General features: G+C 69.0%; 24 protein-coding genes. 13 read left to right on the top strand and 11 right to left on the bottom strand.

The features are described from left to right. Positions 1–303: 303 nt before the first annotated feature. On the bottom strand, positions 304–513 hold the full coding sequence (locus ACIBHX_RS34390; protein WP_397071603.1) for a UTRA domain-containing protein: 210 nt from the start codon (positions 511–513) through the stop codon (positions 304–306). A gap of 706 nt (positions 514–1,219) precedes the next feature. Further along, the gene (locus tag ACIBHX_RS34395) at positions 1,220–2,257 is read right to left on the bottom strand and encodes a sigma-70 family RNA polymerase sigma factor (RefSeq protein ID WP_397071572.1); all 1,038 of its coding nucleotides are present in this window, start codon (positions 2,255–2,257) and stop codon (positions 1,220–1,222) included. 184 nt (positions 2,258–2,441) lie between these two features. Between ACIBHX_RS34395 and ACIBHX_RS34400 the strand changes: the two genes are divergently transcribed. From ACIBHX_RS34400 to ACIBHX_RS34410, 3 genes are all read left to right on the top strand, one after another. Next, positions 2,442–2,741 (top strand): hypothetical protein, encoded by a 300-nt coding sequence (locus tag ACIBHX_RS34400; protein WP_397071573.1) that lies wholly within the window; start codon positions 2,442–2,444, stop codon positions 2,739–2,741. A gap of 124 nt (positions 2,742–2,865) precedes the next feature. Further along, on the top strand, positions 2,866–3,435 hold the full coding sequence (locus ACIBHX_RS34405) for a dihydrofolate reductase family protein (RefSeq protein WP_397071574.1): 570 nt from the start codon (positions 2,866–2,868) through the stop codon (positions 3,433–3,435). Positions 3,436–3,836: 401 nt separating this feature from the next. After that, positions 3,837–4,460: a TetR/AcrR family transcriptional regulator gene (locus tag ACIBHX_RS34410; RefSeq protein ID WP_397071575.1), complete on the top strand. Its 624-nt coding sequence runs from the start codon at positions 3,837–3,839 to the stop codon at positions 4,458–4,460. A gap of 1 nt (position 4,461) precedes the next feature. Here ACIBHX_RS34410 and ACIBHX_RS34415 read toward each other — a convergent pair whose 3' ends face one another. Then, on the bottom strand, positions 4,462–5,895 hold the full coding sequence (locus ACIBHX_RS34415; RefSeq protein WP_397071576.1) for a PucR family transcriptional regulator: 1,434 nt from the start codon (positions 5,893–5,895) through the stop codon (positions 4,462–4,464). Positions 5,896–5,982: 87 nt separating this feature from the next. Between ACIBHX_RS34415 and gabT the strand changes: the two genes are divergently transcribed. Further along, entirely contained in the window at positions 5,983–7,299 is a 1,317-nt protein-coding gene (gabT, locus tag ACIBHX_RS34420; RefSeq protein WP_397071577.1) for a 4-aminobutyrate--2-oxoglutarate transaminase, read from the top strand. A gap of 206 nt (positions 7,300–7,505) precedes the next feature. After that, on the top strand, positions 7,506–7,709 hold the full coding sequence (locus tag ACIBHX_RS34425) for a hypothetical protein (protein ID WP_397071579.1): 204 nt from the start codon (positions 7,506–7,508) through the stop codon (positions 7,707–7,709). On the opposite strand, the gene ACIBHX_RS34430 is transcribed toward ACIBHX_RS34425, so the two are convergent. The 4 genes from ACIBHX_RS34430 to ACIBHX_RS34445 all read right to left on the bottom strand — a co-directional run bounded on the left by ACIBHX_RS34430 (position 7,699) and on the right by ACIBHX_RS34445 (position 12,298). Then, a complete protein-coding gene (locus ACIBHX_RS34430) occupies positions 7,699–8,295 on the bottom strand; it encodes a class I SAM-dependent methyltransferase (protein WP_397071580.1) in 597 nt (198 codons plus the stop codon). The two genes, ACIBHX_RS34425 and ACIBHX_RS34430, sit on opposite strands and share 11 nt — an antisense overlap. Before the next feature lie 12 nt (positions 8,296–8,307). Beyond that, positions 8,308–9,462, bottom strand: a complete 1,155-nt coding sequence (locus ACIBHX_RS34435) for an extracellular solute-binding protein (protein WP_397071581.1) — start codon at positions 9,460–9,462, stop codon at positions 8,308–8,310. Positions 9,463–9,531: 69 nt separating this feature from the next. Beyond that, complete coding sequence (locus ACIBHX_RS34440) at positions 9,532–11,037, bottom strand: CoA-acylating methylmalonate-semialdehyde dehydrogenase (protein ID WP_397071582.1); 1,506 nt, start codon at positions 11,035–11,037, stop codon at positions 9,532–9,534. Then, complete coding sequence (locus ACIBHX_RS34445; protein WP_397071583.1) at positions 11,024–12,298, bottom strand: aspartate aminotransferase family protein; 1,275 nt, start codon at positions 12,296–12,298, stop codon at positions 11,024–11,026. The genes ACIBHX_RS34440 and ACIBHX_RS34445 overlap by 14 nt, the downstream gene beginning before the upstream one ends. A gap of 271 nt (positions 12,299–12,569) precedes the next feature. On the opposite strand from ACIBHX_RS34445, the gene ACIBHX_RS34450 reads away from it, so the two are divergent. Beyond that, positions 12,570–13,268, top strand: coding sequence for an alternative oxidase (locus ACIBHX_RS34450; protein WP_397071585.1), 699 nt, complete (start codon positions 12,570–12,572; stop codon positions 13,266–13,268). Here ACIBHX_RS34450 and ACIBHX_RS34455 read toward each other — a convergent pair. Continuing rightward, positions 13,265–14,710 carry an MFS transporter gene (locus ACIBHX_RS34455; protein WP_397071586.1) on the bottom strand — a complete coding sequence of 482 codons (1,446 nt, stop codon included), beginning with the start codon at positions 14,708–14,710 and terminating at the stop codon, positions 13,265–13,267. The two genes, ACIBHX_RS34450 and ACIBHX_RS34455, sit on opposite strands and share 4 nt — an antisense overlap. Positions 14,711–14,765: 55 nt before the next feature. Here ACIBHX_RS34455 and ACIBHX_RS34460 point away from each other — a divergent pair, with 55 nt between their 5' ends. From ACIBHX_RS34460 to ACIBHX_RS34480, 5 genes are all read left to right on the top strand, one after another. Next, the gene (locus tag ACIBHX_RS34460; RefSeq protein ID WP_397071587.1) at positions 14,766–15,470 is read left to right on the top strand and encodes a TetR/AcrR family transcriptional regulator C-terminal domain-containing protein; all 705 of its coding nucleotides are present in this window, start codon (positions 14,766–14,768) and stop codon (positions 15,468–15,470) included. 12 nt (positions 15,471–15,482) lie between these two features. Then, positions 15,483–17,087 (top strand): AMP-binding protein, encoded by a 1,605-nt coding sequence (locus tag ACIBHX_RS34465; RefSeq protein WP_397071588.1) that lies wholly within the window; start codon positions 15,483–15,485, stop codon positions 17,085–17,087. Positions 17,088–17,168: 81 nt separating this feature from the next. Beyond that, positions 17,169–18,785 (top strand): PucR family transcriptional regulator, encoded by a 1,617-nt coding sequence (locus ACIBHX_RS34470; protein ID WP_397071589.1) that lies wholly within the window; start codon positions 17,169–17,171, stop codon positions 18,783–18,785. An 18-nt stretch (positions 18,786–18,803) separates the two neighbouring features. After that, positions 18,804–19,181: a cupin domain-containing protein gene (locus ACIBHX_RS34475; RefSeq protein ID WP_397071590.1), complete on the top strand. Its 378-nt coding sequence runs from the start codon at positions 18,804–18,806 to the stop codon at positions 19,179–19,181. 48 nt (positions 19,182–19,229) lie between these two features. After that, a complete protein-coding gene (locus ACIBHX_RS34480) occupies positions 19,230–20,249 on the top strand; it encodes a methyltransferase (RefSeq protein WP_397071591.1) in 1,020 nt (339 codons plus the stop codon). On the opposite strand, the gene trpS is transcribed toward ACIBHX_RS34480, so the two are convergent. Beyond that, positions 20,246–21,208, bottom strand: coding sequence for a tryptophan--tRNA ligase (trpS, locus tag ACIBHX_RS34485; protein ID WP_397071592.1), 963 nt, complete (start codon positions 21,206–21,208; stop codon positions 20,246–20,248). The two genes, ACIBHX_RS34480 and trpS, sit on opposite strands and share 4 nt — an antisense overlap. A 193-nt stretch (positions 21,209–21,401) precedes the next feature. Further along, positions 21,402–21,545 (bottom strand): hypothetical protein, encoded by a 144-nt coding sequence (locus tag ACIBHX_RS34490; protein WP_397071593.1) that lies wholly within the window; start codon positions 21,543–21,545, stop codon positions 21,402–21,404. A 265-nt stretch (positions 21,546–21,810) separates the two neighbouring features. On the opposite strand from ACIBHX_RS34490, the gene ACIBHX_RS34495 reads away from it, so the two are divergent. Then, the gene (locus ACIBHX_RS34495) at positions 21,811–23,289 is read left to right on the top strand and encodes a phosphodiester glycosidase family protein (protein ID WP_397071594.1); all 1,479 of its coding nucleotides are present in this window, start codon (positions 21,811–21,813) and stop codon (positions 23,287–23,289) included. A gap of 2 nt (positions 23,290–23,291) precedes the next feature. On the opposite strand, the gene ACIBHX_RS34500 is transcribed toward ACIBHX_RS34495, so the two are convergent. Beyond that, complete coding sequence (locus ACIBHX_RS34500; protein WP_397071595.1) at positions 23,292–23,744, bottom strand: Lrp/AsnC family transcriptional regulator; 453 nt, start codon at positions 23,742–23,744, stop codon at positions 23,292–23,294. Between the two features lie 82 nt (positions 23,745–23,826). On the opposite strand from ACIBHX_RS34500, the gene ACIBHX_RS34505 reads away from it, so the two are divergent. Further along, entirely contained in the window at positions 23,827–24,453 is a 627-nt protein-coding gene (locus ACIBHX_RS34505; RefSeq protein WP_397071596.1) for a LysE family translocator, read from the top strand. Positions 24,454–24,810 lie beyond the last annotated feature (357 nt).

A 24,810-nucleotide genomic window follows, 5' to 3' on the forward strand; every position in this document is an offset into this window, starting at 1 on the left:
TCAGTTGGCTGGGGTGGAGTGCGCCTGCATCATGCTTCTGCCTAGTAGCCATCGTTCGAACAAAGATCTCAGGACGTGAAGTAGACATGCTGCGAGAGAAGTGTCACAGCATCTACGAGCACGATAAGTCGGCATGGCTTCCACTGACGACCAAAAATATCGGCAATGTAGTTGTCAGAGAAAACTGCCCCGACGGCTCGCATGCGTGGTCTTACCTGGCGCCGCTTGTCGCCCAAGAATTATGGCGATGTCGAGAGCTTGCGCGTAATTAAGAAGTGACCAGCTTTCATGGTCTGAGCCTGGCTACGGAAGCGACAAGCGTGTGCTATCTCCAGGCCAGACGCAAATCGAGTAGGCCACGGGTTCGCCCTGCTCATCGCAAGTAAGGGTTGCACGGACCAGCACACATGACGCTTGGGCAATGCCGAGCAATTTTGCCTCAGTGTCGGTTGGGTGCCGAGCTTGAACATAGCCCTCAGCTACCGACAGGCTTCGCCCCACCTGGGCCGCCATAGCCGCATCCCAGTCTTGATCAATCGTTTCCGCCTCCGACAGCACGGCATTCTCGCCGATCCCCTTTGCCAGATAGCTGATTCTGAGCACTCAGAGGCCGAACCCCCGATCACAGCCGCGTTGACAACCGCCCGATTCACTGCCCAACACATCTGTCGGAGATCTGGAGACGAATGACTATTCGATCGCCGACAGGGAGGTTGTGGAGTGCGCGAGGCCGTGCGGTGGGCTCCGGATGGGTGGTCCCTGGACTTCTATGATTTCCGACGGCCGTTCGCGCCGGTTGAGGATCTGGTGTCCGGCTTGGGTGATGTCCGGGAACGCGCCGAGCGCAACGGGCGAGGGATGGGACACCGATCTTCCTCGATCCGTCCGGCCGCGCTGATCCGCTGGTGAATGCCTTCTGGCGAGATCCGGAGATTCGGGTCTTGGCGGTGAGCACGCGACGCCGCTATGCCCGTTCGTTGCGGGTGTGGCTGAACTTCCTGACCGCGGTGGGAGTTCGGTGGGACCTGGCCACACGCACCGACCTGGCGGCGTTCAAGGAGCTGTTCCCGAATCGAATGGGAGGATGGCCGCCTTCGCGGCTCGCCGGTGTGACAGCGACGCCACGGCGTCCCGCGCCGGAACTTCGTTGAAGAAGCCTGAGGCAACCATCCGGGCTCTGCCTTCAGGCGCGGGACAACAGGGTGGCGCCAGCAGTCTGTCAGTCTGTTTCGGGGAGGGTTCGGGGTAGTCCGAAGCGCGTCATGACGTCGGTGATGAAGAAGGTGATGGCGGTGATGTGGTCGCCGGCGGTGGTGATGACCAGGAGGGCGTAGGCGCGGTAGACACTGGCGTGGGCGTCTGCCAGGTACAAGCCGAAGGCGGGCTGGCCGTTGGCGCGGGTGGGTACCACGCGGTAGGTGCGGCCGGGGCCGAAGGTGACGGCGGCGAAGAGGCGCTGGGCTGATTCGATGCCGCGGTATTCCAGCAAGACCGGGGGCATGGAGAGTCTCACGTCGGTGGCGAGCAGTTCGATCAGGGCGTCCAGGTCGGCGCGTTCCAGGGCGTCGGTGAGCCGGGCGACGAGCCGGTGTTCTGCGGCGGTGTCGGGTTGGCGGCCAGGCCTGCGGCTGCCGGTGCTGCTGGAGTCTGCGAGGTGGTTGTCGACGGTGGCGCGGGCGCGTTTGAGGGCGCTTTGAACCGATTCCTGGGTGGCATCGAGCATCTGGGCGACTTCGGCGGCGTGGTAGCCCAGGACGTCGCGGAGGACGAGCGCGGCGCGTTGGCGTGGGGGCAGCAGTTGCAGGGCGGTGATGAAGGCCAGGGAGATGGCCTCGGTGGTCTCGTAGCGGGCCTCCGGTCCGGGGCGCTGGTCGACGAGGTGGTCGAGCAGGACGTCGGGGTAGGGTTCCAACCAGGGCGGGGCGTCGCCGGCGCCGGTGGGTTCGGGCAGGGTGGCCTCGGGCAGCGGGGGGGCGATGCGAGGGCGTCGGCTGTCGGCGCGCAACATGCTCAGGCACCGATTGGTCGCGATCTTGTAGAGCCAGGTCCGCAGCGAGGACCGTTGGCCGAACTCGCCGAGGTTACGCCAGGCGGACACGAGGGTCTCCTGGAGTGCGTCCTCGGCGTCCTGCAGGGATCCCAGGATGCGGTAGCAGTGCACCTGCAACTCGTGGGAGTGGCCCTGGACCAGGTCGCGGAACGCGTTGTGGTCGCCGGCCCGAGCCCGAGCGATCAGGTCCGTCGTGTCCATCTCCATCGGCATGCATCCTCGCCTTTCTTCTTTCCGCAGGGCGCGTTCGGCTCGCTCAATGATGAAGACGCCGCCGGGCCCGCGAATTGGGCGGTGTCCGCGCGCCCAATTCATGGCCGTGCTGGGGTCTGCCTGTTTAGAGGCGGTCCCAGTCCGGGGCGCGCCCGGATACAGAACAGGACCACAGATCATGGCCAACTACGTCTTCTCCTTCCGTGTGCCCTCCGACTACAGGCCCGACGCCGGGACGCCGGCCGAGTGGCAGGCCTGGTTCGGCGGGCTGGGCTCGGCCCTGGTGGACGTCGGCCACGCGGTGACCGAGTACGCCTCACTCGGCGAGGTCGGCGGCAGCGGCTCCCGGATGATCGCCTACTCGGTGGTGTCCGCCGAGGACATGGACTCCGCGCTGGCGCTGGCCAAGGACTGCCCGGTGCTGCGGGTCGGCGGCGGGGTCGAGGTCGGCCCCGTGATGGAAGTCGCCGGGTCGTGAGCGACGCCATGACCGCATCGACGGCGCCCTCACCCTCCCGAAAATGCCCAAACCCTGACCGCCCAGTCCACCGCGCCCCCGGCGTCTACCCAAGTGCAAGCATCAACAAGACACAGGAGAACCCGTGGGCAAGATCGTGATCACCACCAATGCCACCCTCGACGGCGTGGTCGAAGACCCCGACGGCAAAGAAGGTTCCGACCGCGGCGGCTGGTTCTACCGCTACGGCGAAGCCGACGTCCCTTCGTGGGACGTTCTCTCAACCAAGCAGGCCGTGGAAGCCGAAGCGCTCCTGCTGGGCAGGCGAACCGACACCTGGTTCGGCACCCGAGAGCGGCCCGGCGAGTGGGCAGACCGCACCTTGGCCATGCCCAAATATGTAGTCTCCACCACCAACGACAAACCCGCCTGGCAGAACTCCACCGTCCTCAACGGCGATGCCGTGGAGCAGATCTCAGAACTCAAGGCAAAGCTGGACGGCGAAATCCTCGTCTACGGCAGCTACACCCTCGTCCGCACCCTGATCGAACACCACTTGGCCGACGAACTCCGCCTATGCGTCTTCCCCGTCGTATTGGGCTCAGGCCGCCGCCTTTTCGACGACCTCACCGAAGCCCACCCCATGCGCCTGACCGACCTCCGCCCGGTAGGCAACGGAATCATGTTCTACACCTACGAGTTCGAGAAGAACTGAACCGAGAACGCTGCCCCTGCCCCACCCAGCGCAGGGGCAGCGCGCTGGGAAGCGCGACACGACTCAACCCAGAGCCATCCCTGATTCGAAACCTGTTTGGCCGCCTCCGAGGACCCACGCATCAACATCAACCGGCCTGGTCACGATCCGGACTTCGACACCTGTCGGATGGGCAAGAGAACTACGGGTCAATGCAACTGGAGCCCTGGCTCCCTCTTTGGCCCCCCACCGCTGACGTACCCGTTGCCACGTGGGCATCTCCCTTACCCAAGATGTAACAGATGTAGGCCTAATTCGGGATGTTTACCGTGGGGGGCGGTTTGAACGATCTCCGCTAGGGCTAAGTCATCCGAGTGCGGGTCTCCGAGCGGCGAGCCCCAGAGTAGAAGGGTTGGGTCCCGATGACATCCTCGGCGCCGCTCGGGCTTCAGGGCGCCTACTTGCTGGGCGAGCGCGCAACACATGACGAGCTTCGCTCACGACTGCTTGATGTCGCCGTGAAGCTGCTCGCCTCCGATGGGCCCGAGAGCCTGACGATGCGCAGGATCGCCACAGAAGCGGGCTGCACCACCACCGTCATCTACACGATGTTCGGCAACCGCGAGGGCCTTGCGGAGGCCCTCTACCTGGAAGGGTTCGAACGCTTCCGCCGCTATCTCGAGACGGTCCCGCAGCGCAGGGACTCCTTCGAGTACCTGACCGCGCTCGGTCCCGCCTACCGTGAGGCGTGCCTGGCCGAGCCCGGCTACTACAGCCTGATGTTCGAACGGGCGATCCCCGGCTTCGAACCGAGCGAGCGCGCCAGGACCCTGGCCCGCGCCGCCCTCAACATCCTGGACCGGGTGATCTCTGACTGCATCTCGGCCGGCTACCTCGTGCCCACCCAGCCTCGCAAGATCGCTGACGCGCTGTGGGCGGCCGCCCAGGGCGCCATCAGCCTGGAACGCGCCGGGCACCTGCGCGACGGCCGCACCTACGAGGCCGTCACCACGGCCACGATCTGCTGCTACCTGGTCAAGAAATAGCTCACCCGGTACGGCGGGCCGTTTCGAGCGCGATCCACAGCTCGGCACGGACCCCGGGGTCGTCCAGGTCACGGCCGAGGAGTTCGGCGACCCGGCGCATGCGGTAGCGCAGCGTGTGCCGGTGGACGCCGAGCCGTTGCGCCGCCGCGTCCCAGTGCCCGTTGCTGTCCAGGTAGGCCCGCAGCGACTCGATCAGGTCGGCGCGCGAGCCGTACATCGTCAGCGGCGCCAGCAGCGTGGCCGAGAACGCCTGGGCGTCGGCGGCGTCGATCAGCGCGAGCAGCCCCTGCCCGGCCAGCTCGGCGAAGCGCACGGGCTTGTCCGTGGCGGCCCCGAGTGCGCGGAGCGCCTGGTCGAGCGCGCTGCGCAGGTCGGCGTACTGGCACGGGCCGCTCACCCCGACCCGGCCGGTGACGGGGGTGTCCTGCGCCACGATCGCGATGGCCTGCTGCCCACAGCGGGCGGCGAAGGCCAGCGGTTCGAGCTCGTCCAGGGCCTCGCCGGCGGCGGCCAGGACGACGACCGGCTCCCCGGGCAGCCTGATCCCGAGCGGGCCGACGACCGTCGCGGCCTGGTCCACGTGCCCGGCCAGGAGCAGGGTGAGGACCGCGGAGCGCACCCGGCGCTCGGCCTCGCGCTGGGTCGTGCCCTGCTCCACCGCCAGGGTGAGCAGTGACCCCGCCGCGTTGATGACGGTGTGGGTGACGGGCGAGAACGCGCCCGCCGCGCCGACGGCGAAGAACCCGCGCGGCCGGGGCCCGCCGCCCAGCGGCTGAACCACCACATGCTCGTCGGGGCCGGAGATCGAGATGCTGGCCGGCCAGCGCTCTCCGGCCTGCGACTGCGACCGGTCGTGGCTCCCCTCGCGCAGGCGGGCGAGTTCGGCGACGAGCCACTGGGTCCGCGCGCCCGGCGAGGCGTGCCGTACCTCTCCCGACTCGTCGAGCAGGACGGCCCAGCCGCCCACCTCGCGGGCGAGCCGGTCGATGACCGCGTGCATGCCCTCGGGCTTGAGCGCGGCGCGGGTCAGGCGGCCCTGGGCGGCGAAGGCGCGGGTGATCTCGTCGTACTGCTCGGCGGCCAGGTGCTCGCTGACCATCTTGCCGACGGCGATGAACGGCGTCTCGCGGGGCACCTCGACCAGCGGCAAACCGGCGGACTTGGCGGCCTCCACGAGCGCGCCGGGCACCTGCTCGTGGGTGAGCCCGACCCCGAAGCCCAGCCCCGCCACGCCGCGGTCCACCAATCGGCTGACATAGCCCGAAAAATCGTCGGAAAGTCGCATTCCGGTGGTGAGCACCAGCTCGGAGCCTTCCAGGAACGGCGTGGGGTCCTCAAGCTCGCTCACCGCGACCCACCGCACGGCGGACTCCAGCGACCCGGCGAGCGGGACCAGCCCCATCCGCCGCGCGACGGTCCGAAGGGTTGGGGCCATGAGTTGTCCATTCCGGCGAAGACGGGCCCTTCCAGTGTGACATATCGACCTATCGGCGCAGGTCATCCAGGGTCGTAACGTGCGCATATGAGCATTCCGCAGGAGCGTCGTCTCGTCACCGCCATCCCTGGACCGAAGTCGCAGGAGCTGCTGGCCCGCAAGCAGGCGGCCATCCCCCCGGGCATCGGCACCACGCTGCCGGTCTTCGTGACGCGCGCCGGCGGCGGCGTGATCGAGGACATCGACGGCAACTCCCTGATCGACTTCGGCTCCGGCATCGCCGTGACCAGCGTCGGCAACTCCGCGCCCCGGGTGGTCGAGCGGGTTCAGAAGCAGGTCGCCGACTTCACCCACACCTGTTTCATGGTCACCCCGTACGAGTCGTACGTCCGGGTCTGCGAGAAGCTCAACGAGCTCACCCCCGGTGACCACGACAAGCGCAGCTTCCTGGTGAACTCCGGCGCCGAGGCCGTGGAGAACGCCGTCAAGGTGGCGCGCCTGGCCACCGGCCGCCAGGCGGTCGTCGTGTTCGACCACGGCTACCACGGCCGGACGCTGCTGACGATGACGCTGACGGCCAAGAACATGCCCTACAAGCAGGGCTTCGGCCCGTACGCGCCCGAGGTGTACCGGGTGCCGCTGGCCTACCCGTTCCGCTGGCCCGGCGAGAACCCGGCCGAGGAGGCCTACGCCCAGGCCGTCGACATGATCGAGAAGCAGATCGGCGCCAAGAACGTGGCCGCGGTCGTGATCGAGCCGATCGCCGGCGAGGGCGGCTTCATCGAGCCGGCCAAGGGCTTCCTGCCTCGCATCGCCGAGTTCTGCAAGGCCAACGGCATCGTGTTCGTCGCCGACGAGGTGCAGACCGGCTTCGCCCGTACGGGCAACCTGTTCGCCTGCGAGGACGAGGGCATCGTGCCCGACATCATCTGCACCGCCAAGGGCATCGCCGGCGGCCTGCCGCTGGCCGGCGTCACCGGCCGCGCCGAGATCATGGACAAGGTCCACGTGGGCGGCCTGGGCGGCACGTACGGCGGCAACCCGCTGGCCTGCGAGGCGGCCCTGGCCGTACTCGAGACGATCGAGCAGGAGGACCTGGTCGGCAAGGCGCGCAGGATCGGCGAGATCATGCTGCCGCGCCTGAAGGCCCTGCAGGAGCGCTTCCCCGTCATCGGCGACGTGCGCGGCCGCGGCGCGATGATCGCGATCGAGCTGGTCAAGCCGGGCACCAAGGAGCCCAACCCCGAGGCGCTGGCCGAGGTCGTCAAGCGCTGCCACGCCGAGGGCCTGCTGGTGCTGACCGCCGGAACCTACGGCAACGTGCTGCGCTTCCTGCCGCCGCTGGTCATGCCCGAGCACCTGCTGGAGGAGGGCCTGACCATCCTGGAGAAGGCTTTCGCCTAGCTATTACCGAAAACAGGCCATCCAGCTTGCGGCTGGATGGCCTGTTTTGTGGTTGTACGGCAGGCCGCCCCACCGCGATTTCACTCTTGCTTGACGCGCCCGTCGACGATCACGGAGGCGGGCACGGTTATAACGGATCCGGATATGGGTGTGCTAGCGCCGCGGGGAGCGTGATGAACTGGGGCCCGACCGGAACGACTCATCGCATGGTGACGTTCGACCCCGAAGGGATGAGCAGCGCGCAGCTGTTCGGTGAGGCCTGCGTCGTCTGCCACAAGAAGTGGCCACGCCCTCGTGTCCGCGTCGGCCGCTTCCCCGATGACACCGCGGTCCTGGCCTGCGCCGACTGCGCCGAGGCCATCCTGCCCGCCCCCCAGGCCACCGTGGTGGCCTTCCCCGTCAAAGCCTGACGGCGAGGGCGAGGAAGACGCGGTCGAGCCGGCGGACGTGGGGATCGGTGAAGCCCGCGTCCACGATGAGGTCCTGCGTCTCTTCTGGCGTCGCGGGGAGCGGGAGGTCGCGGGCGACCAGGTCGGCGAAGCGGCCCGACGGGTTGTAGAGGGACGCCACCGGCACGGTGAAGACGGCACGGCCGCCCGGCTTGAGCGCCCGATGCCAGTCGGTCAGCGCGCCCGCGCCCATGAACTGCAGCGCCGAGGCGCAGAACACCAGGTCGAGCGAGGCGTCGGGGACCGGAAGCGGCAACGCCGTACCGACGCGCCAGTCGATCGCGGCGGAGTATCCGAGGCCCTCGGCCCGCACCCGGCCGGCGGCGATCATGCCGGGAGAGACGTCCACGGCGACGATCGGGACGGCCAGCCCGGGAAGGCGCTCGGCCACGGCCAGGGCGACCGCCCCGTTCCCGCAGGCGACGTCGGCGATCCTGTCACCCGCCGCGGGCTCGGCCAGCTCCACCAGGGCCCGCGCGAGCTTGTCGTGGTGGTCGTCGTCGTAGTCGTCGGCGAGCTCGTCGAACGCCTGTGCCATGTCGCTCATGAGATGAGGACTCTAGCGGACGAGCCCGTGCCACCTGTCGGTCCAGGTGGCGTAGTCGGGCGGGCGCACCTCGAAGGCCACCTGGTCGAGCCCGCTCGGCTTGTCCGCGCCGTAGATCTGGCAGACCGGCACGACCGTCTCCTTGCCCTTGATCTTGAGCCTGCACGCCTTGGCGTTGGCCGGCGCCAGCCCCATCCAGGCGGCGGCGGCGCGCTGGGCGGGGGGCGCGTTCATCCAGGTGAGCCAGCGGTAGGCGCAGTCGAGGTTGGGGGTGGCGGTGTTCGCCCCGAGCATCCAGGAGTCCACCCATCCGGTGGTCCGCTCGGCCTCGACCGCCTTGACCGGCAGGCCCGCCTTCTGCAGCAGCGCGCGATAGTACGGCGTGGCCTGCGCGTACTCCAGCGACCCGGTGGCGAAGCCCTTGACCAGGTCCAGCGGGTTGGTCCAGTAAGCGCGCTCCTTGTGCTGCCCGAGCAGCGTCAGCGCGGCGTCCAGCTGTGTCTGGCTGAGCCGGAACGGATCGTCGACCGTGGTGTCGGCCAGCGCCGCGTCGGCGATCGTCATCGGGGTGTCGGCGAGCGCGACCTTGCCGGAGCCGAAGACGTCCGCGAGCTTGCCGCCCTTCACCTTGTCTGAGTCGTAGAGGAACTCGTGGTACCCCCACAGGTACGGCACGCCGTACGGCTTGCCCGCCTGGCTGGTCATGTCGCGAAACCGCTTAGGGATGTCGGCGAAGCCGGTCACCTTGTCGGGGTCGACGGGCTGCACCTGCTTGGCGGCGATCAAGTCGCCGGCCAGGTCGGGGCTGGCGGAGATCAGGTCGTAGGGCTGCTTGGCGACCTGGTTCGCCATCTCTTCTGAGGTCTGCACCGTGTCGAGCCTGGCGACGCGGCAGCCGGTGATCCTCTCGAAGGTGCCCACCCAGTTGGCCTTGGGCGAATTGCCGCCGAACTCGGCGTAGCCACGGTAGGTGATGATCTGCAGCGTGCCGTCGCTCTGCGTAGGGCTCGCCGTGGGACTCGCGGTGGGGCTAGCCGTAGGGCTTCCCTTGGGGCTCGTGCTGGGGGTGCCCGTGGGGGTCGGGGTCGGCGTCGCCGCGCCCATGGTGGCGGCCAGGGCGAGCGTGGCCGCCCCTGGGAGCGTCCAGGCATGAGTACGGCGTTTCACGTGGTGGAGCCTACCGCGAGCACGCGGGCGCCCCGCGAACCCGTGGGTCGCGGGGCGCCTGCCGTACCGCTACTTGTTGGTGGGGAACCCGAGGTTGACGCCGCCGTGGGACGGGTCGAGCCAGCGGGAGGTGATGACCTTGCCGCGGGTGTAGAAGTGGACGCCCTCGGTGCCGTGCACGTGCGTGTCACCGAACAGCGAGGACTTCCAGCCGCCGAAGCTGTAGAAGGCCATCGGGACGGGGATCGGCACGTTGATGCCGACCATGCCGACCTCCACCTCGTTCTGGAAGCGCCGTGCGGCGCCGCCGTCGTTGGTGAAGATCGCCGTGCCGTTGCCGTACACGCCGCCGTTGATGACCTCCAGGCCCTCCTCGTAGGAGGAGACGCGGACGATCGACAGCACCGGGCCGAAGATCTCGTCGGTGTGCGTGCGCGAGCCGGCGGTCACGTGGTCGAGCACGGTCGGGCCGAGCCAGAAGCCGGGGGTGTCCTCGGCGGCGGCGCCGCCCAGGATCTGCGTCTTGCGGCCGTCGACGACCAGCGAGGCGCCCTCCTCGACACCCAGGTCGAGGTAGGAGGCGACCTTGTCGCGGTGCACGCCGGTGACCAGCGGGCCCATCTCCGACCGTGCGTCGTCGCCGGGGCCGATCGTCAGCCGGGAGACGCGCTCGACGATCTTCTGCACGAGTTCGTCGCCGACCGGGTCGACCGCCAGCACGACCGAGATCGCCATGCAGCGCTCGCCGGCCGAGCCGAAGCCCGCCGAGACGGCCGAGTCGGCGACCAGGTCGAGGTCGGCGTCGGGCAGCACGAGCATGTGGTTCTTGGCGCCGCCCAGCGCCTGGACGCGCTTGCCGTGCGCGGTGCCGGTCTCGTAGACGTACCTGGCGATCGGGGTGGAGCCGACGAAGGAGACGGCCTGCACGTCGGGGTGCTCGAGCAGCCGGTCGACGGCCACCTTGTCGCCCTGCACGACGCTGAAGATGCCGTCGGGCAGCCCGGCCTCCTGCCAGAGCCGCGCCATCAGCAGCGAGGCCGACGGGTCCTTCTCCGAAGGCTTCAGGATGAACGCGTTGCCGCAGGCGATCGCGATCGGGTACATCCACATCGGCACCATGGCCGGGAAGTTGAACGGCGTGATGCCGGCCACGACGCCCAGCGGCTGCCGCATGGAGTAGGAGTCCACGCGGGTCGAGACGCCCTCGGAGAAGCCGCCCTTGAGCAGGTGCGGGATGCCGCAGGCGAACTCCACGACCTCCAGGCCGCGGGCCACCTCGCCGAGCGCGTCGGAGTGGACCTTGCCGTGCTCGGCGGAGATCAGCGCGGCCATCTCGTCGCGGTGGGCGTACATCAGCTCGCGGAAGCGGAACAGCACCTGCGCCCGCTTGACCAGCGACGCGTCCCGCCAGGCGGGCCACGCCTCGACGGCGGCGGCGACCGCGGCGTCGACGTCCGCGACGGAGGCCATCGCGACCTTGCCGCTCACCTCACCGGTCGCCGGGTTGTAGATCTCAGAGGTACGGCTGTCGCCGTCCACCCGAGAGCCGTTGATCCAGTGGTTAACGAACTTCATCGTTGATGATCTCCAAAGCGTTGACGATGATGCCGAGGCCCTCCGTGGCCTCATCCACCGTCAGGGTCAGCGGCGGGGCCATCCGGATGGCCGTGCCGTACAGCCCGCCCTTGCCGGCGAGCAGGCCCGCCTTCTTGCTCTCCTCCATGAACCGCGCGGCCTGCGCGGAGTTCTCCAGCTCGATGGCGAACATCAGGCCCTTGCCGCGGACCTCCTTGATGACGCCCAGCCGCTCCTTGGCCGCCTTCAGACCGTCGATGATGATCTTGCCGGTCCTGGCGGCGTTCGCCTGCAGGTCGTGGTCGAGCACGTAGTCGAGCGTCGCGTTGGCCGCGGCCATGGAGATCGGGTTGCCGCCGAAGGTGGCCAGGCCGACCGCGGGCAGGGAGTCCATCAGGTCGCCGCGGGCCACGATGCCGCCGACCGCGAAGCCGTTGCCCAGGCCCTTGGCGAAGGTCATCATGTCGGGCGTCACGCCGTGGTTCTGGATGCCGAAGAACGCGCTGCCGGTGCGACCCCAGCCGGTCTGCACCTCGTCCGAGATGAACAGGATGCCCTGCTCGTCCAGGACCTCCTTGTAGGCGGCGAACAGCCCGTCGGGCGCCATGGTGAAGCCGCCGACCCCCTGGATCGGCTCGGCGATCAGCGCGGCCACGTCGTTGGAGACCGCGGTGGCCAGCACGTGGCGCAGGTCCTCGACGCAGACCTTGATGTAGTCGGCGTCCGAGAGCCCCTTGAACTGGGTCAGGTGCTTGTCGGCGCCGTGCAGGAAGGTGACGTTCAGCGGCGAGAGCGAGTTGTTCTTCCAGGCCCGGTTGGAGGTGACGCTGATCGCGCCGAAGCTGCGGCCGTGGTAGCTCTGCCGCATGGCGAGCACCTGGTCGCTCTTGCGGGCGTAGGTCGCGAGCAGCAGCGCGGTCTCGTTGGCCTCGGTGCCGGAGTTGGTGAAGAACACCTTGGCGTTCGGGATGCCGGAGAGCCGGGCGATCTTCTCGGCCAGCTCGATCTGCCCGCGCAGCAAGTAGACGGTGCTGGTGTGGACCACGCCCGTGGCCAGCTGGCGCTCGACTGCCTCGCGCACCTCGGGCACGTCGTACCCGATCATGTTGGTGAGGATGCCGGCGAAGAAGTCCAGATAGCTCTTGCCATCGGCGTCGACGACGCGGTTACCCTTACCGCTGACGATCTCGATGGGCTCGTTGTAGTTAAGTGCCAACCAGTTGGGAATCACAGCCCGGTGGCGCGCGAGTAGCTCCGACATGCTACGAGTATCCCGTTTCAGCTGCAGGCTTCCCACCTCCAACCTGTCGGCACGCTCGAGAATCGCCTTACATGCTGTTCACCGTACCGCATGTCCGGACATATGGACAAAGATCAACCCCTAGGGGATTTCCCTGTCCGCCTGGCGGCGTACCCTCCGGCGGGTGGCTACGCCGCCAGAGGCACACGGAAAGCCCACTGGCGGCCGACGCCGGATCGGGGGTCGTTCCCGCACGATCGGATCATCCACTTCGAAGCCGAGGAGATCCGACATGACCGTCATCCTGGACCACGCCCCCGCCACGTACCCCGGCCCGCCCAAGCTCGACCGCGAGCAGCTGCGCCGTGCCCAGCAGGACACGCTGGACACCCCGCGGATGAAGTACAGCCTGCTGGCCAAGATGATGTTCAAGCCGGTCGACGTCCTGTACGGCGAGCAGGGTTCGTTCACCAAGTTCGCAATGCTCGAGATCATCGCCCGCGTGCCGTACCAGGCCTGGGAGCGCATGGGCTACTGGGCGGTGCACCGGTTCCGAACCCGGTCGGAGCTGGCCAGACGGGTGCACGAGCGGATCGTGGAGGCCCGCTCCGACCAGGACAACGAGCAGTTCCACCTGCTGATCATGGAAGACCTGATCGACCGGCAGGGACTCAGGCGCAACTGGCTGCTGCACAGGGCGGCGCCGTGGCTGATCGCCTTCTTCTACTACCACGTCTCGTGGGCGCTGTTCCTGGTCCACCCGAAGGCGAGCTACCGGCTCAACGCCGAGTTCGAGGACCACGCCGAGCACTCGTACATGACCTTCGTGGCCGAGAACCCGGATCTGGACTTCGTCCCCGACCCTGGCACCTACGCCGCCGAGTACGGCCGCTACCGCTCGGTGGCCGACCTGCTGCGGCAGATCGGCCACGACGAGCGCGTGCACAAGCTCGACAGCCTGGAGACCATGCGCGAGCCCAGGATCCGCTAGGCCGCGACGGGCTCCTGGACGACCGGGGCGGACGGGCGCAGCACCGACAACGCCAGGAGCGCGGCCAGCACGCAGAACCCCGCCCCCACCCAGGCCCCGACGTGCATGGCGTCGGTGTAGGCCAGGCGGGCGGGCTCGGCGAAGCCCAGCTTGAACGCCGCGCCGATCGAATCCCTGGCCGCGGCCGGGGCGTCGGCGGGCATCGCCGAGGTGAACACCCCGGCGAGCACGCTGCCCAGGATGGCGATGCTCATCGCCAGGCCCACCTGCTGGACGGTGTCGTTCATCGCGGAGCCGACACCGGCGTGTTCCAGCGGGATCGCGCCCATGAGCGAGGCGTAGGCAGCGGGACCCGCCAGGCCACCGCCCACTCCCATGATCAGCAGCCCGACGAGCAGCGGCCAGTACCCGGTGGTCGTGGCGATCACCACGAACCCCCCGGCCATCACCACGAGCCCGACCCCGATCAGCACCCGGTTGCTGACCTTCTGCCCGAGCCCGGCGCCCACCGCGTTGAACAGCGCGGCCGCCACGGCGTAGGGCAGCAGCCCGAGCCCGGCCTGCATAGGCCCGTACCCGAGCACGAACTGCAGGTACTGGGTCAGCATGAGCATCACGGCCCCGGCGCCGAACGACATCAGCAGGATCGAGAACGACGCCCCGCTGAAGTTGCGGTTGCGGTAGAGCTCCAGCGGCAGCATCGGATGGTCCGACCGCCGCTCCCACAGCACGAAGGCGCCCAGCGCCACCACGGCCAGCGCGATCACCGGGATGTTCCACTCGCGCTCGATGATGACGTACACGGCCGAGGTCAGTCCCACGATCGACAGCACCACCCCGACCGGATCGATCTTGCGCCCGGTCGAGCGCGTCTCGGGCATGAGCACGAACGCGGCCACGATCGCCACCAGGGCGATGGGCACGTTGAGCAGGAAGACCGAGCCCCACCAGTAGTGCTGGAGCAGGAAGCCGCCGAGCGTGGGCCCGGCGATCACGCCGACCATGGCCACCGCGCTCCAGATGGCCATCGCCTTGCGCCGCTCCTCCTCGTCGAAGACGGTCATCAGGATCGACAGCGTGGAGGGCATCAGCAGCGAACCGCCCACGCCCATCAGCGCACGCGCGCCGATCAGCTGCCAGGGCGAGGAGGCAATGACGGCCAGCAGCGACGCGCCGCCGAAGAAGGCCAGCCCGATCACCAGGAACCGCCGCCGGCCGAACCGGTCGGACAGGCTTCCCGAGGTCAGCAGCAACCCGGCGAAGACCAGCACGTAGGCGTCCAGGATCCACTGGACGTCGGCAGGCGTGGCGCCGAGATCCCTGATCAGCGAGGGGATGGCCAGGTTCAGCACGGTCCCGTCGACGGCCAGGACGAGCAGCGACAAGCAGAGTACGACGAGCACCCACCAGCGACGGGGGTCTCGCACAGTGTTCGAGTCCACTCGCACACTGTACGACAAGACTCGCACAGTGTGCGAGTGGATTTATCCTGAGGACATGAGCACCAAGCAGTTCGGCTCCGTCTGGTTCCGCGAGAGCGGGCCGCGCAAGGCCACCAGCCCTGGCCGCAGCCGTGACGAGATCGTCGCCGCGGCGATGGAACTGCTCGACGAGGAGGGCCGCGACGGGCTCAGCATGCGCAAGCTGGGCGCCAAGCTGATGGCGGGCGCGACCAGCCTCTACTGGTACGTGGCAAACAAGGACGAACTGCTCGAGCTGGTCTACGACGAGGTCTGGGGTGAGATGAACGTCGGCGACCCCGAGCACACCAGCTGGCGCGAGGCCGCCTCCGCGCTGGCATACAACATGCGCCAGGTGATCCTGCGCCACCCGTGGTCGGCCGACCTCATCGGCCGCCTGCCCGCGCTGGGCCCCAACGCGCTGCACCTGTCCGACCAGATGCACAGGGTGTTCAGTCTCGCGGGTTTCACCGGGATGGAGGTCGACTTCGCGATGGCCGCGCTCACCTCCTACGTCTACGGCTTCACGATCCCCGAGGTCGCGTGGAACAGCGTGACGGCCGACGTCGAGTACGACGAGGAGGAACTGCGCGCGAAGGTCGCCAAGGCCGCCGAGGGCTATCCGGAACTCGTGGAGCGGATGAAGGACGTCTATGAGGATCCGAACGCGGCCAGGGCGATGGCCTTCGACTTCGGGCTCGTCTCCGTGCTCGATGGCCTTGAGAGGCGGCTGGCGACGTAGCAGGATCCGGGCATGGACGAATTCCGGTCCGCACGTGACCTCCTGCTCCAGGCCGACCATGCCACCGCCCGCCGGGACTTCCGCTGGCCCTCCTTCGAGGAGTTCAACTGGGCGCTCGACTGGTTCGACGGCGTGCTCGCCACCGAGACGCCCGACGCTGTGGCGTTGAAGATCGTCGGCAGGGAGACGTTCACCTTCGCCGAACTGTCGGCGCGCTCCAACCAGGTGGCCAACTGGCTGCGCGCCCAGGGTGTACGGCGCGGCGACCGGGTCCTGCTCATGCTGGGCAACCAGGCCGAGCTGTGGGAGTCGCTGCTGGCGGCCATCAAGCTGGGCGCGGTCATCATCCCTGCCACCACACTGCTCACCACCAAGGACATCACCGAGCGGATCGAGCGCGGCCAGGTGGCGCACGCCATCGCCAACGCCGCGGACGCCGCCAAGTTCGGCCCGGGCGACTACACCCGCATCGCGGTCGGTGATGCCGTCGGCTGGCTGCCCTACCGCGAGGCCCAGGCGGCGGACGCCGCCTTCACACCCGACGGTCCGACCCGCGCGGGCGACACGATGATGCTGTACTTCACCTCGGGCACCACCTCCCAGCCCAAGCTGGTCGAGCACACGCACGTCTCCTATCCGGTCGGCCACCTGTCGACCATGTTCTGGATCGGCATCAAGCCCGGCGACGTGCACCTCAACATCTCCTCGCCCGGCTGGGCCAAGCACGCGTGGAGCAACGTCTTCGCCCCGTGGAACGCGGGCGCGACCGTGCTCATCCACGACTACCAGCGCTTCTCCGCGCCGAAACTGCTGGAGGTGCTGCGCGACGAGGGCGTCAGCACGTTCTGCGCCCCGCCGACCGTGTGGCGCATGCTCATCCAGGAGGACCTCGCCGCCTGGAAACTCCCCCTGCGTACGGCTGTCGCCGCCGGTGAGCCGCTCAACCCGGAGATCATCGACCAGGTCGCCAAGGCGTGGGGCATCACGATCCGCGACGGCTACGGGCAGACCGAGACCACCGCCCAGATCGGCAACGTCCCCGGCGAGCCGGTCAAGCCGGGATCCATGGGCCGCCCGCTGCCCGGGTACGACGTCACGCTGGTCGACCCGATCACCGGCGCGCCCGGCGACGACGGGGAGATCTGCCTGCCGCTGGGCGACAACCGCCCCGCCGGGCTCATGGCCGGGTACGTCGGGCGGGACCTGACGGCGGGCGACGGCTACTACCACACCGGCGACGTGGCCACCCGGGACGCAGACGGCTACATCACCTACGTGGGACGGACTGACGACGTCTTCAAGGCCTCGGACTACCGGATCTCGCCGTTCGAGCTGGAGAGCGTGCTGCTCGAGCACGAGGCCGTGGCGGAGGCCGCCGTGGTTCCCTCCCCGGATCCCGTGCGGCTGGCCGTACCGAAGGCGTATGTGCTCCTGGCCACCGGCTACGAGCCGTCGGAGGAGCTGGCACGCGCGATCCTGACCTACTGCCGGGAGAACCTCGCCCCGTACAAGCGCATCCGCAAGCTCGAGTTCGGCGACCTTCCCAAGACCATCTCCGGCAAGATCCGCCGCGTGGAACTCCGCGAACAAGCCCCCGGAGTCGAGTACATGGAGTAGCCCGATCCGGTAAAGGTATGGGCAACAAACTGTAAATGGTTACATAACCGCTTTTACAGGCTGATCGGATAGGCTCTTTTTGTGTTGCCCACCGTTGCCGATGTGCTGGCCCTGGAGACCGTGCGCCGGGGCAATCCGCGCGTGGTCGCGGGCGCCGACCGGCTCGACACGCGGGTGCGGTGGGTGCACGTCGGCGAGATCGCCGACATCGCGCATCTGCTGCGCGGCGGCGAGCTGGTGCTGACCACCGGCGTCGCGCTGCCGGAGGATCCGGACAAGCTGGCCGACTACATCGGCGAGCTGGCGGCCGTGGGCGCCTCGGGGCTGATCGTCGAGCTGGGCCGGCGCTTCGTCCGCGAGCTGCCCAGGAGCGTGGTGAAGGCGGCCGAGGAGCACGGGCTGCCGCTGATCGTGCTGGCCCGCGAGACGCCGTTCGTGCAGATCACCGAGTCCGTCCACGCCAGGATCATCGACATCCAGCTGGAGGAGCTGCGCGCCTCCGAGCAGCTGCACGAGGTCTTCACCGAGCTGTCCGTCGAGGGCGCCTCCCCCGCCGAGGTGCTCGCCCAGGTGGCCAGGCTGTCCAACCGGCCCGTCCTGCTGGAGAACCTCGCCCACCAGGTGCTGGCCTGCGAGTCCGCCGGCCGCGACATCGGCGCGCTGCTGGCCGGCTGGGAAACCAGGTCGCGGGCCGTGTCCACGGCCGAGCGGACCGCCTACGACCCCGCCTCCGGCTGGCTGGTCACCACGGTCGGCGCGCGCGGCCAGGACTGGGGACGGCTCATCCTGCTGTGCGACGTGCCGCCCACGCCGCGCGACCTGGTGCTGGCCGAACGGGCCGCCACCACGCTGGCACTGGGCCGCCTGCTCGAACGCCACCAGGAATCCCTGGAACGCCAGGCACACGGCACGATCATCACCGGCATCCTCACCCACGCCTACTCCGACCCCGACGAGGCTGCCGCCCGCGCCCGCGCGGTCGGCGTCCCACTCACCGGCCGCAAGCTCATCAGCGTGGTCATCCGCCCCACCGAGCCCGTCGAGCAGGCGCTCGACGGCCAGGCCCAGCTCGGCGAGCTGGCCGAGGCGACCGCCGCCGCCTGCCGCGACGCCCGCCTGCCCGCCCTGGTGGGCGCGCTCGACCAGGACCGGGTGGGCGTGCTGCTGCCGCTGCCGCCGCGCACCACCGCCGAGCCCGCGCTGACCGCCCTGGCCGAGCGGCTGCGCCTGCTCTGGAAGCCCGGCATCGCCTTCGTGCTGGCCGCCGGCTCCGTCGTGGAGTCCATCAAGGACGTACGGCGCAGCTTCCTGGAGGCCGAGCAGGTGGCCGACGTCGCCGTCCGCCAGCCGGACGGCAGGGCGTACTACCGCCTGCCCGACCTGCGCCTGCGCGGCCTGCTCCACCTGCTGCGCGACGACGCCAGGCTGCAGACGTTCGCCGAGCGGGAGCTCGGGCCGCTGCTGGCCCACGACGCCCAGCGCGGCGGCGACCTGACCCGGATCCTGCGCGTCTACCTGGACGCCGGGCGCAACAAGGCCGTGGCCGCGCAGAAGGCGCACCTGTCACGGCCCGCCTTCTACGACAGGCTGCGCCGCCTGGAACGCATCCTCGACACCGACCTGGACGATGTCGAGTCGTGCCTGTCACTGCACGTCGCGCTGCTGGCACTGGAGTCGTTCCGCCGGGAATCCCGCTGATCTACGCGAAAGAGCCACATGTCCGACGTTCTCGTGCCCGAACCCGACGACCTCGCCCGCATGCTCACCACCGCGGGGGCGTTCGCCGTGCCCGTCCATGAGGTACGGCTGGCCCCCGACGAGCTGGCTCCCGAGCAGATCGTGGCGGGATCGCCCGCCACGTCCTCGCTGGACCTGGGCGGCGGGCGCGGCATCTGGGAGATCACGCCGGGCGTCGTGACCGACGTCGAGACCGACGAGCTCTTCGTGGTGCTCTCCGGCCGGGCGACGATCGCCGTCGAGGGCGGGACCACGATCGAGGTGGGTCCCGGGGACGTGGCGCTGCTGTCCAAGGGGGCGCGGACCACCTGGATCGTCCACGAGACGCTGCGGAAGGTGTACCAGTCCACGGGTTGAGTACCCCCGTACTCTGGCGTTTCCGGATTGTCGGCTTACCTTCTTGGTATGCCGCTCTTTCCGAACCCGGTGGAGGCCGCGGCCTTCAGGCTGTCGATCGTGCCGCCGATGCTGGCCGACTACTTCGGCGTGCTCGGGTTCCACACGCTGGTAGCCGGGGTCCGGCTGGGGATCTTCGACGCCCTGCGGGCCACGCCCATGTCGCCGTCCCGGCTGGCCGGCTCGCTGGGGTTGGCGCCGCGCGCGGCGGAGGCGATGCTGCGCGCGCTGCACGGCCTCGGCTACGTCAAGGAGCGCCGCGGCGTCTACCGCCTGACCAGGACCGCGAAGGTCTGGCTGTGCGCCGACTCGCCGATGTGCCTGGCCGAGGGGCTCGACTTCTGGGAACGCTGCGCGACCGACTTATGGCGCGGGCTGGAGAAGGCGGCCCGCGACGGCTCGCCCGAGGTCCCCTTCTACACGCTGACCGAGGGCGACCCGGCGCTGTCGCGCTCCTTCCAGGCATGGACCGCGGCCGTGGCGCGGCGCCAGGGGCCCGCCACGGCGCGGGCGATCCCCGTGCACCGCGACGCCAGGCACGTGCTCGACCTGGGCGGCAGCCACACCGCCTACAGCATGGCGCTGCTCGAGCGGCATCCGCTGCTGCGCTCCACGGTGATCGACCTGCCGACGGCGCTGGCCTCCGCCAGGCCGCATCCCCGCATCACGCTGCGGACCGGTTCGTTCCTCGAGGAGGACCTGGGCGAGGGGTACGACGTGGCGCTGCTGTTCAACGTCATCCACGGCCTCGACGACGCCGAGCTGGCCGGGCTGCTCGGCCGGGTCGCGCAGGCGCTCAACCCGGGTGGCATGCTGGTGATCGGGGACCAGTTCCGCGGCGCCATGCCCGGCCGCGCCAGCCGGACGCTGCTGAACCTGCTCGACCTCAACTACCTCATCGCGGGCGGCTGGGGCATCCGCTCCTACCGCGAGGTGGCGCGCCTGGTGGGCGACGCGGGCTTCTCCCGCCCACGGCACCGCCGCCCGCCCCGCGCGCCGGCTTCCGAACTGGCCATCGCCATCCGCTAGAACCCCATCGCGGCCCTGACCTCGTCCAGGGTCAGGATGGCTTGCTCGCGGGCGTGGGCGTTGCCCTGCCGCAGGACCTCGCGGGCCTCCGTCTCGCTGATCCCGGCACGCCGTCGCCGGATCGGCGCCAGGAACTCGTTGACCGCCTCGGTGACCGTCTTCTTCAACTGCGCGGCCCCGCCGTACCCGATCTCGTCGGCGATCTCGACGGGAGAGCGGCCCAGGCACAGGCCCGCCATCGTCAGCAGACCGGCCACCTCGGGCCGCTCGACCTCGTCGAAGGTGATCAGGCGGGTGGAGTCGGTGCGGGCCTTGCGGATCAGCGCGGCGGTCTCGTCGGCGGTGGCCGACAGCGGGATCGCGTTGCCGCGGCTCTTGCTCATCTTGCCGCCGTCCAGGCCGCGCAGCACCGGCGCCTCGCCGAGCAGCAGCTCCGGCACGGGGAAGACGGGGGCGTAGCGCTCGTTGAAGCGGCGCGCCACCAGCCGCGTCACCTCCACGTGCGGCCCCTGGTCCTTGCCGACGGGCACCAGCGTGCCCTTGCAGAACAGGATGTCGGCGGCCTGGTGCACCGGATAGGTGAACATCAGCCCGCTCACCGCCTTCTGCGAGCTGTGCGCGATCTCGTCCTTCACGGTCGGATTGCGTTGCAGCTCCGCCATCGACACCAGGCTCAGGAACGGCAGCAGCAACTGGTTCAGCTCGGGTATCGCGCTGTGCTGGAAGATCGTCACCTTGGCCGGGTCCAGGCCGATCGCCAGATAGTCGAGCAGCAGCCCGGTGATGTTGCGCTGGATCTCGCCGGGCAGATCGCGGTCGGTGATCACCTGATAGTCGGCCACCAGCACGTACATCGTGTGATCGTGCTGCAACTTGACCCGGTTGGCCAGCGTGCCGAAGTAGTGGCCCAGATGGAGCGGCCCGGTCGGCCGGTCGCCGGTGAGAACGGTGTGTCGCATGACGTGGTCTCTCCATTCGTTATGCCGTCCTGGAGAGAACCCACGCCGGGCCCGCCCCTGAGGACGGCCCGTGCGCATGTGAATGTCAGCGGCCGCCTGGCGGCCGCCACCACATGCTGATGCGTGTCATGCGTCCCAGTGTAAGGGTCGGCCGGCGCAAGCCGCACGTCCGTCGGTACGGCTTGCGCTCGGGTTAGCCGTTGTGATCGGGCGTGGCGTCAGCGTGGACGGACTCGGCGTGGATCGTGTCGTCGGCGCAGATGTACAGATCCCACCGGCGCGGACGCGCCACGAACGCGCCCAGGATGAAACCCAGGACCACGCTCGCAATGATCACAAGGAGGATACTCAGCCCCATGACGGCTGCCTCTCGGGATGGTCTGCCGCTTGAATTGCGACCTACCGAAAGGTAAACCCACGTGCTCGGTTTCCGCAGGCGAATGCGGTGGACTGACCCATATTGACCCTCGCCCACTCAATCACAAGATGATCACGTTGTGATCGCCGGGATGTCAATCCCATAACCGCCGGGCGTTTCGCCCCCCTTGCGGACCATGATCTCGCCAGGATGGATCGGTTGTTTTCCACCCTCTGGAGATTTCATGTCCCGACGCACTCTCGCGGGGGCCCTGTCCCTGGCCGCCGCGCTCACGGTTTCGGCCGTGCCTCTTGCCGCCTCCGCATCCCAGCAGGCGGTGACGTTCCCCACCTCGAAGTTCCCGCTCGGCGTCCCTTCCGTGCCGGACAAGAAGCTGACAGCGGTCGTGCCCGGCGTGGACGAGTACGACCTGAAGGCCGGCACGTCCACCGACGGCTACACGGTGACCGTCTTGATGCCCAGCGGCCGCGACTACGGCCAGCAGACCACGGCCGAGAACAAGGCCGCCGAGGTCGAGGCCGCCGGTGAGACGCCCAGCGTGCAGCGGGTCGTGCGCCCGCGGGTCGCCGACGCGTCCGAGCAGGTGGTCTACATGGTTCGCGTGGGCTTGTGGTCCTTCAAGGACAAGGCGAAGGCGTCCGAGATGGCCAAGAAGCTCAACGACGCCGGGGTGAAGTCGCGGGTCGACTACCTGGGCGACGACGGGCTGAAGACCACCGGCCCGTGGAACGTGCACGTCGTGATGATCGACGCCAGGACGTTCAAGGGCTCCTACGTCTCCAGCATCGGCGCCAGCGTCGCCAAGCGGGAGACCGTGTCCGAGATGGCCAAGGCCCGCGGCGCGATCGTGGGCGTCAACGGCGGCTTCTTCAACATCCACACGGCCAAGGAACTGCGCGGCGAGCCGGTCGGCGCCTCCGTCGTCAACGGGAAGCTGCTCAGCGAGGCGATCCCCGGGCGCTCGGCCGTCGTCCTGCAGGGCCGTACGGCACGCATCACCGAGCTCAAGACGAGCGTCACGGCCATCTCGCAGGACGGCGCCAAGCAGCCGGTCAACGGCGTCAACCGGGCGGCGGCGACCGACGAGCTGGTCCTGTACACCGAGGAGTACGGCGCCAAGACGCCCGCCGACGGCGGCACCGACGCGGTGCTCGACGCCAACGGCAAGGTCGTCGGGCTGCGCGCCGCCGGGGCGGACATCGCCGCCGGGACCCGGGTGCTGCACGGTTCCGGCGTGGCCTCCGACTGGCTGAACGAGCACGCCTGGCAGGACTGGACCGTGAAGGTCGACACCAAGGTGATCGACCTGCGCAAGGGGCGCGCGCTCAAGCTCACACCGGACCTCAACGTCATCGCCGGCTACGGCGGCCTCGTGCGCAACGGCCACGTGAGGATCACTGCCAAGCGGGACGGGCAGGACAACATCACCATGATCCTGCGGCGGCACCCGCGGACGCTGGTCGGGATCACCCGCAACGGCAGCCTGATCCTCGCCGCGGTCGACGGGCGGCAGCCCGGGCAGACGGTCGGGGCCAACTTCCAGGAGGCGGCGCAGCTGATGCGCTGGCTCGGCGCCGTGCAGGCGGTCAACCTCGACGGCGGCGGCTCGACCGCGATGGTGGTCAAGGGCAAGCTCGCCAACCGTCCCTCGGACGGCGGTGAGCGCGGCGTCGGCGACGCGCTGCTGGTCCTCCCGCAGTAGCCCTAGGGGAGGAAGCCGCGGTCCGGTTTGACCGCCTTCATCGCCAGGTGCGAGGTGAGCTGGGCGACCCCGGGAAGGTTCAGCAGGACGTCCGTGCGCAGCCGCTCGTACGCCTCCAGGTCCGCCACCGCGATCCGCAGCAGGTAGTCGGGATCCCCGAAGAGTCGATGGGCCTCCACGACCTCGGGGATCTCCGCCACCCTCCGCTCGAACTCGGCGATGGTGTCGTGATCCTCGTACCTCATCACAACCGTGACGAACGACAGGAACCCCGCCCCCACCGCCGCGCCGTCCAGCATCGCGCGGTAGCCGCGGATCACGCCTGACTCCTCGAGCGCCCGCACCCGCCGCAGGCACGGCGACGGCGTCAGTCCCACCCGGTCGGCGAGCTCGGCGTTGCTCAGCCGCCCGTCCTCTTCCAGCTCGCGCAGGATTCTGCGATCGATCCGGTCCATGACGCAATATCCTGCCACCGCCCCTGCCGTGCGGGCGTCAATCGGTCATCGGCTGCCACCCCGATCGTCCTACGGTCGGGGTATGGACTCGCACGCGCTCATCCTGTTTCTCGGCGTGGACTTCCTGCTGATCTTCACGCCCGGTCCGGACTTCCTGTACATCGTGGCCCGCAGCCTCGGTCAGGGCCGCCGCGCCGGGCTCACCGCGGTCGCGGGCATCTGCTCCGGCTACGTCATCCACAGCGTTCTCGCCGCGGCCGGCCTCGTCGCCCTCCTGCGCGCCGTGCCCGCCGCCCTCCCCATCATCAGGTACGGCGGGGCCGCCTACCTGGCCTTCCTCGCGATCCGCACCCTGCTGACCCTGCGCCGCTCAGGAACGGTCCCCGGAGAGCTGGCCCCGGAAAGCACCCGGACGGTGCTTCGCCAGAGCCTGCTCACCGCCCTGCTCAACCCCAAAGGCCTCCTGCTCTACCTGTCCCTGATGCCGCAGTTCATCACACCTGACGCCCCGATGCCGGTCGGGCTGCAGCTGCTCGCGCTCGGCCTGCTCCACGTGGTGTGCTGCGGCACGTTCTACGCTCTCTTCGCCGTGACGGCCGCCCGCATAGGCCGCACCTTCACCAGAACCCCCAAGGCGGCCCGCCGCATGACAGCCCTCTCAGGCGTGATGCTCCTCATAGTCTCCGCCGTAACCCTCCGCCCCAACTAACACCCCAGAAACACGAAAGGGCCACCCACACCCCGTGGATGGCCCCACGAAACGCGAAAAGGAGGCCATCCCGGCGGTGCGGAATAGCTCCCTGGATGACCCGGCGAAACGCGGAAAAGGGGCCACCCGACACCTCGGGCTGGCCCCCTGGAGACGCGGGAAGAGAGGCCACCCCTGGCGTGCGGGAGAGCCCTGGAAACACGGAAAGAGGCCATCCACATCCGTGGACGACCCCCGAAACGCGGAAAGGCCCACCCGAAACGGGTGGGCCTTTCCAGCAATATTTGTGCGGCGGCGACCTACTCTCCCACACCCTCCCGAGTGCAGTACCATCGGCGCTGGGAAGCTTAACTTCCG

Source organism: Nonomuraea sp. NPDC050536, assembly GCF_044457685.1.
In the GTDB taxonomy this organism is placed as follows: domain Bacteria; phylum Actinomycetota; class Actinomycetes; order Streptosporangiales; family Streptosporangiaceae; genus Nonomuraea.

Bases quoted from the DNA above. Each gene is read 5' to 3' on its own strand.
- ACIBHX_RS34390 (WP_397071603.1), bottom strand. From the start codon at position 513: ATGGCGGCCCAGGTGGGGCGAAGCCTGTCGGTAGCTGAGGGCTATGTT.
- ACIBHX_RS34395 (WP_397071572.1), bottom strand. From the start codon at position 2,257: ATGGAGATGGACACGACGGACCTGATCGCTCGGGCTCGGGCCGGCGAC.
- ACIBHX_RS34400 (WP_397071573.1), top strand. From the start codon at position 2,442: ATGGCCAACTACGTCTTCTCCTTCCGTGTGCCCTCCGACTACAGGCCC.
- ACIBHX_RS34410 (WP_397071575.1), top strand. From the start codon at position 3,837: ATGACATCCTCGGCGCCGCTCGGGCTTCAGGGCGCCTACTTGCTGGGC.
- ACIBHX_RS34415 (WP_397071576.1), bottom strand. From the start codon at position 5,895: ATGGCCCCAACCCTTCGGACCGTCGCGCGGCGGATGGGGCTGGTCCCG.
- gabT (WP_397071577.1), top strand. From the start codon at position 5,983: ATGAGCATTCCGCAGGAGCGTCGTCTCGTCACCGCCATCCCTGGACCG.
- ACIBHX_RS34425 (WP_397071579.1), top strand. From the start codon at position 7,506: ATGGTGACGTTCGACCCCGAAGGGATGAGCAGCGCGCAGCTGTTCGGT.
- ACIBHX_RS34430 (WP_397071580.1), bottom strand. From the start codon at position 8,295: ATGAGCGACATGGCACAGGCGTTCGACGAGCTCGCCGACGACTACGAC.
- ACIBHX_RS34440 (WP_397071582.1), bottom strand. From the start codon at position 11,037: ATGAAGTTCGTTAACCACTGGATCAACGGCTCTCGGGTGGACGGCGAC.
- ACIBHX_RS34445 (WP_397071583.1), bottom strand. From the start codon at position 12,298: ATGTCGGAGCTACTCGCGCGCCACCGGGCTGTGATTCCCAACTGGTTG.
- ACIBHX_RS34450 (WP_397071585.1), top strand. From the start codon at position 12,570: ATGACCGTCATCCTGGACCACGCCCCCGCCACGTACCCCGGCCCGCCC.
- ACIBHX_RS34460 (WP_397071587.1), top strand. From the start codon at position 14,766: ATGAGCACCAAGCAGTTCGGCTCCGTCTGGTTCCGCGAGAGCGGGCCG.
- ACIBHX_RS34465 (WP_397071588.1), top strand. From the start codon at position 15,483: ATGGACGAATTCCGGTCCGCACGTGACCTCCTGCTCCAGGCCGACCAT.
- ACIBHX_RS34475 (WP_397071590.1), top strand. From the start codon at position 18,804: ATGTCCGACGTTCTCGTGCCCGAACCCGACGACCTCGCCCGCATGCTC.
- ACIBHX_RS34480 (WP_397071591.1), top strand. From the start codon at position 19,230: ATGCCGCTCTTTCCGAACCCGGTGGAGGCCGCGGCCTTCAGGCTGTCG.
- trpS (WP_397071592.1), bottom strand. From the start codon at position 21,208: ATGCGACACACCGTTCTCACCGGCGACCGGCCGACCGGGCCGCTCCAT.
- ACIBHX_RS34495 (WP_397071594.1), top strand. From the start codon at position 21,811: ATGTCCCGACGCACTCTCGCGGGGGCCCTGTCCCTGGCCGCCGCGCTC.
- ACIBHX_RS34500 (WP_397071595.1), bottom strand. From the start codon at position 23,744: ATGGACCGGATCGATCGCAGAATCCTGCGCGAGCTGGAAGAGGACGGG.
- ACIBHX_RS34505 (WP_397071596.1), top strand. From the start codon at position 23,827: ATGGACTCGCACGCGCTCATCCTGTTTCTCGGCGTGGACTTCCTGCTG.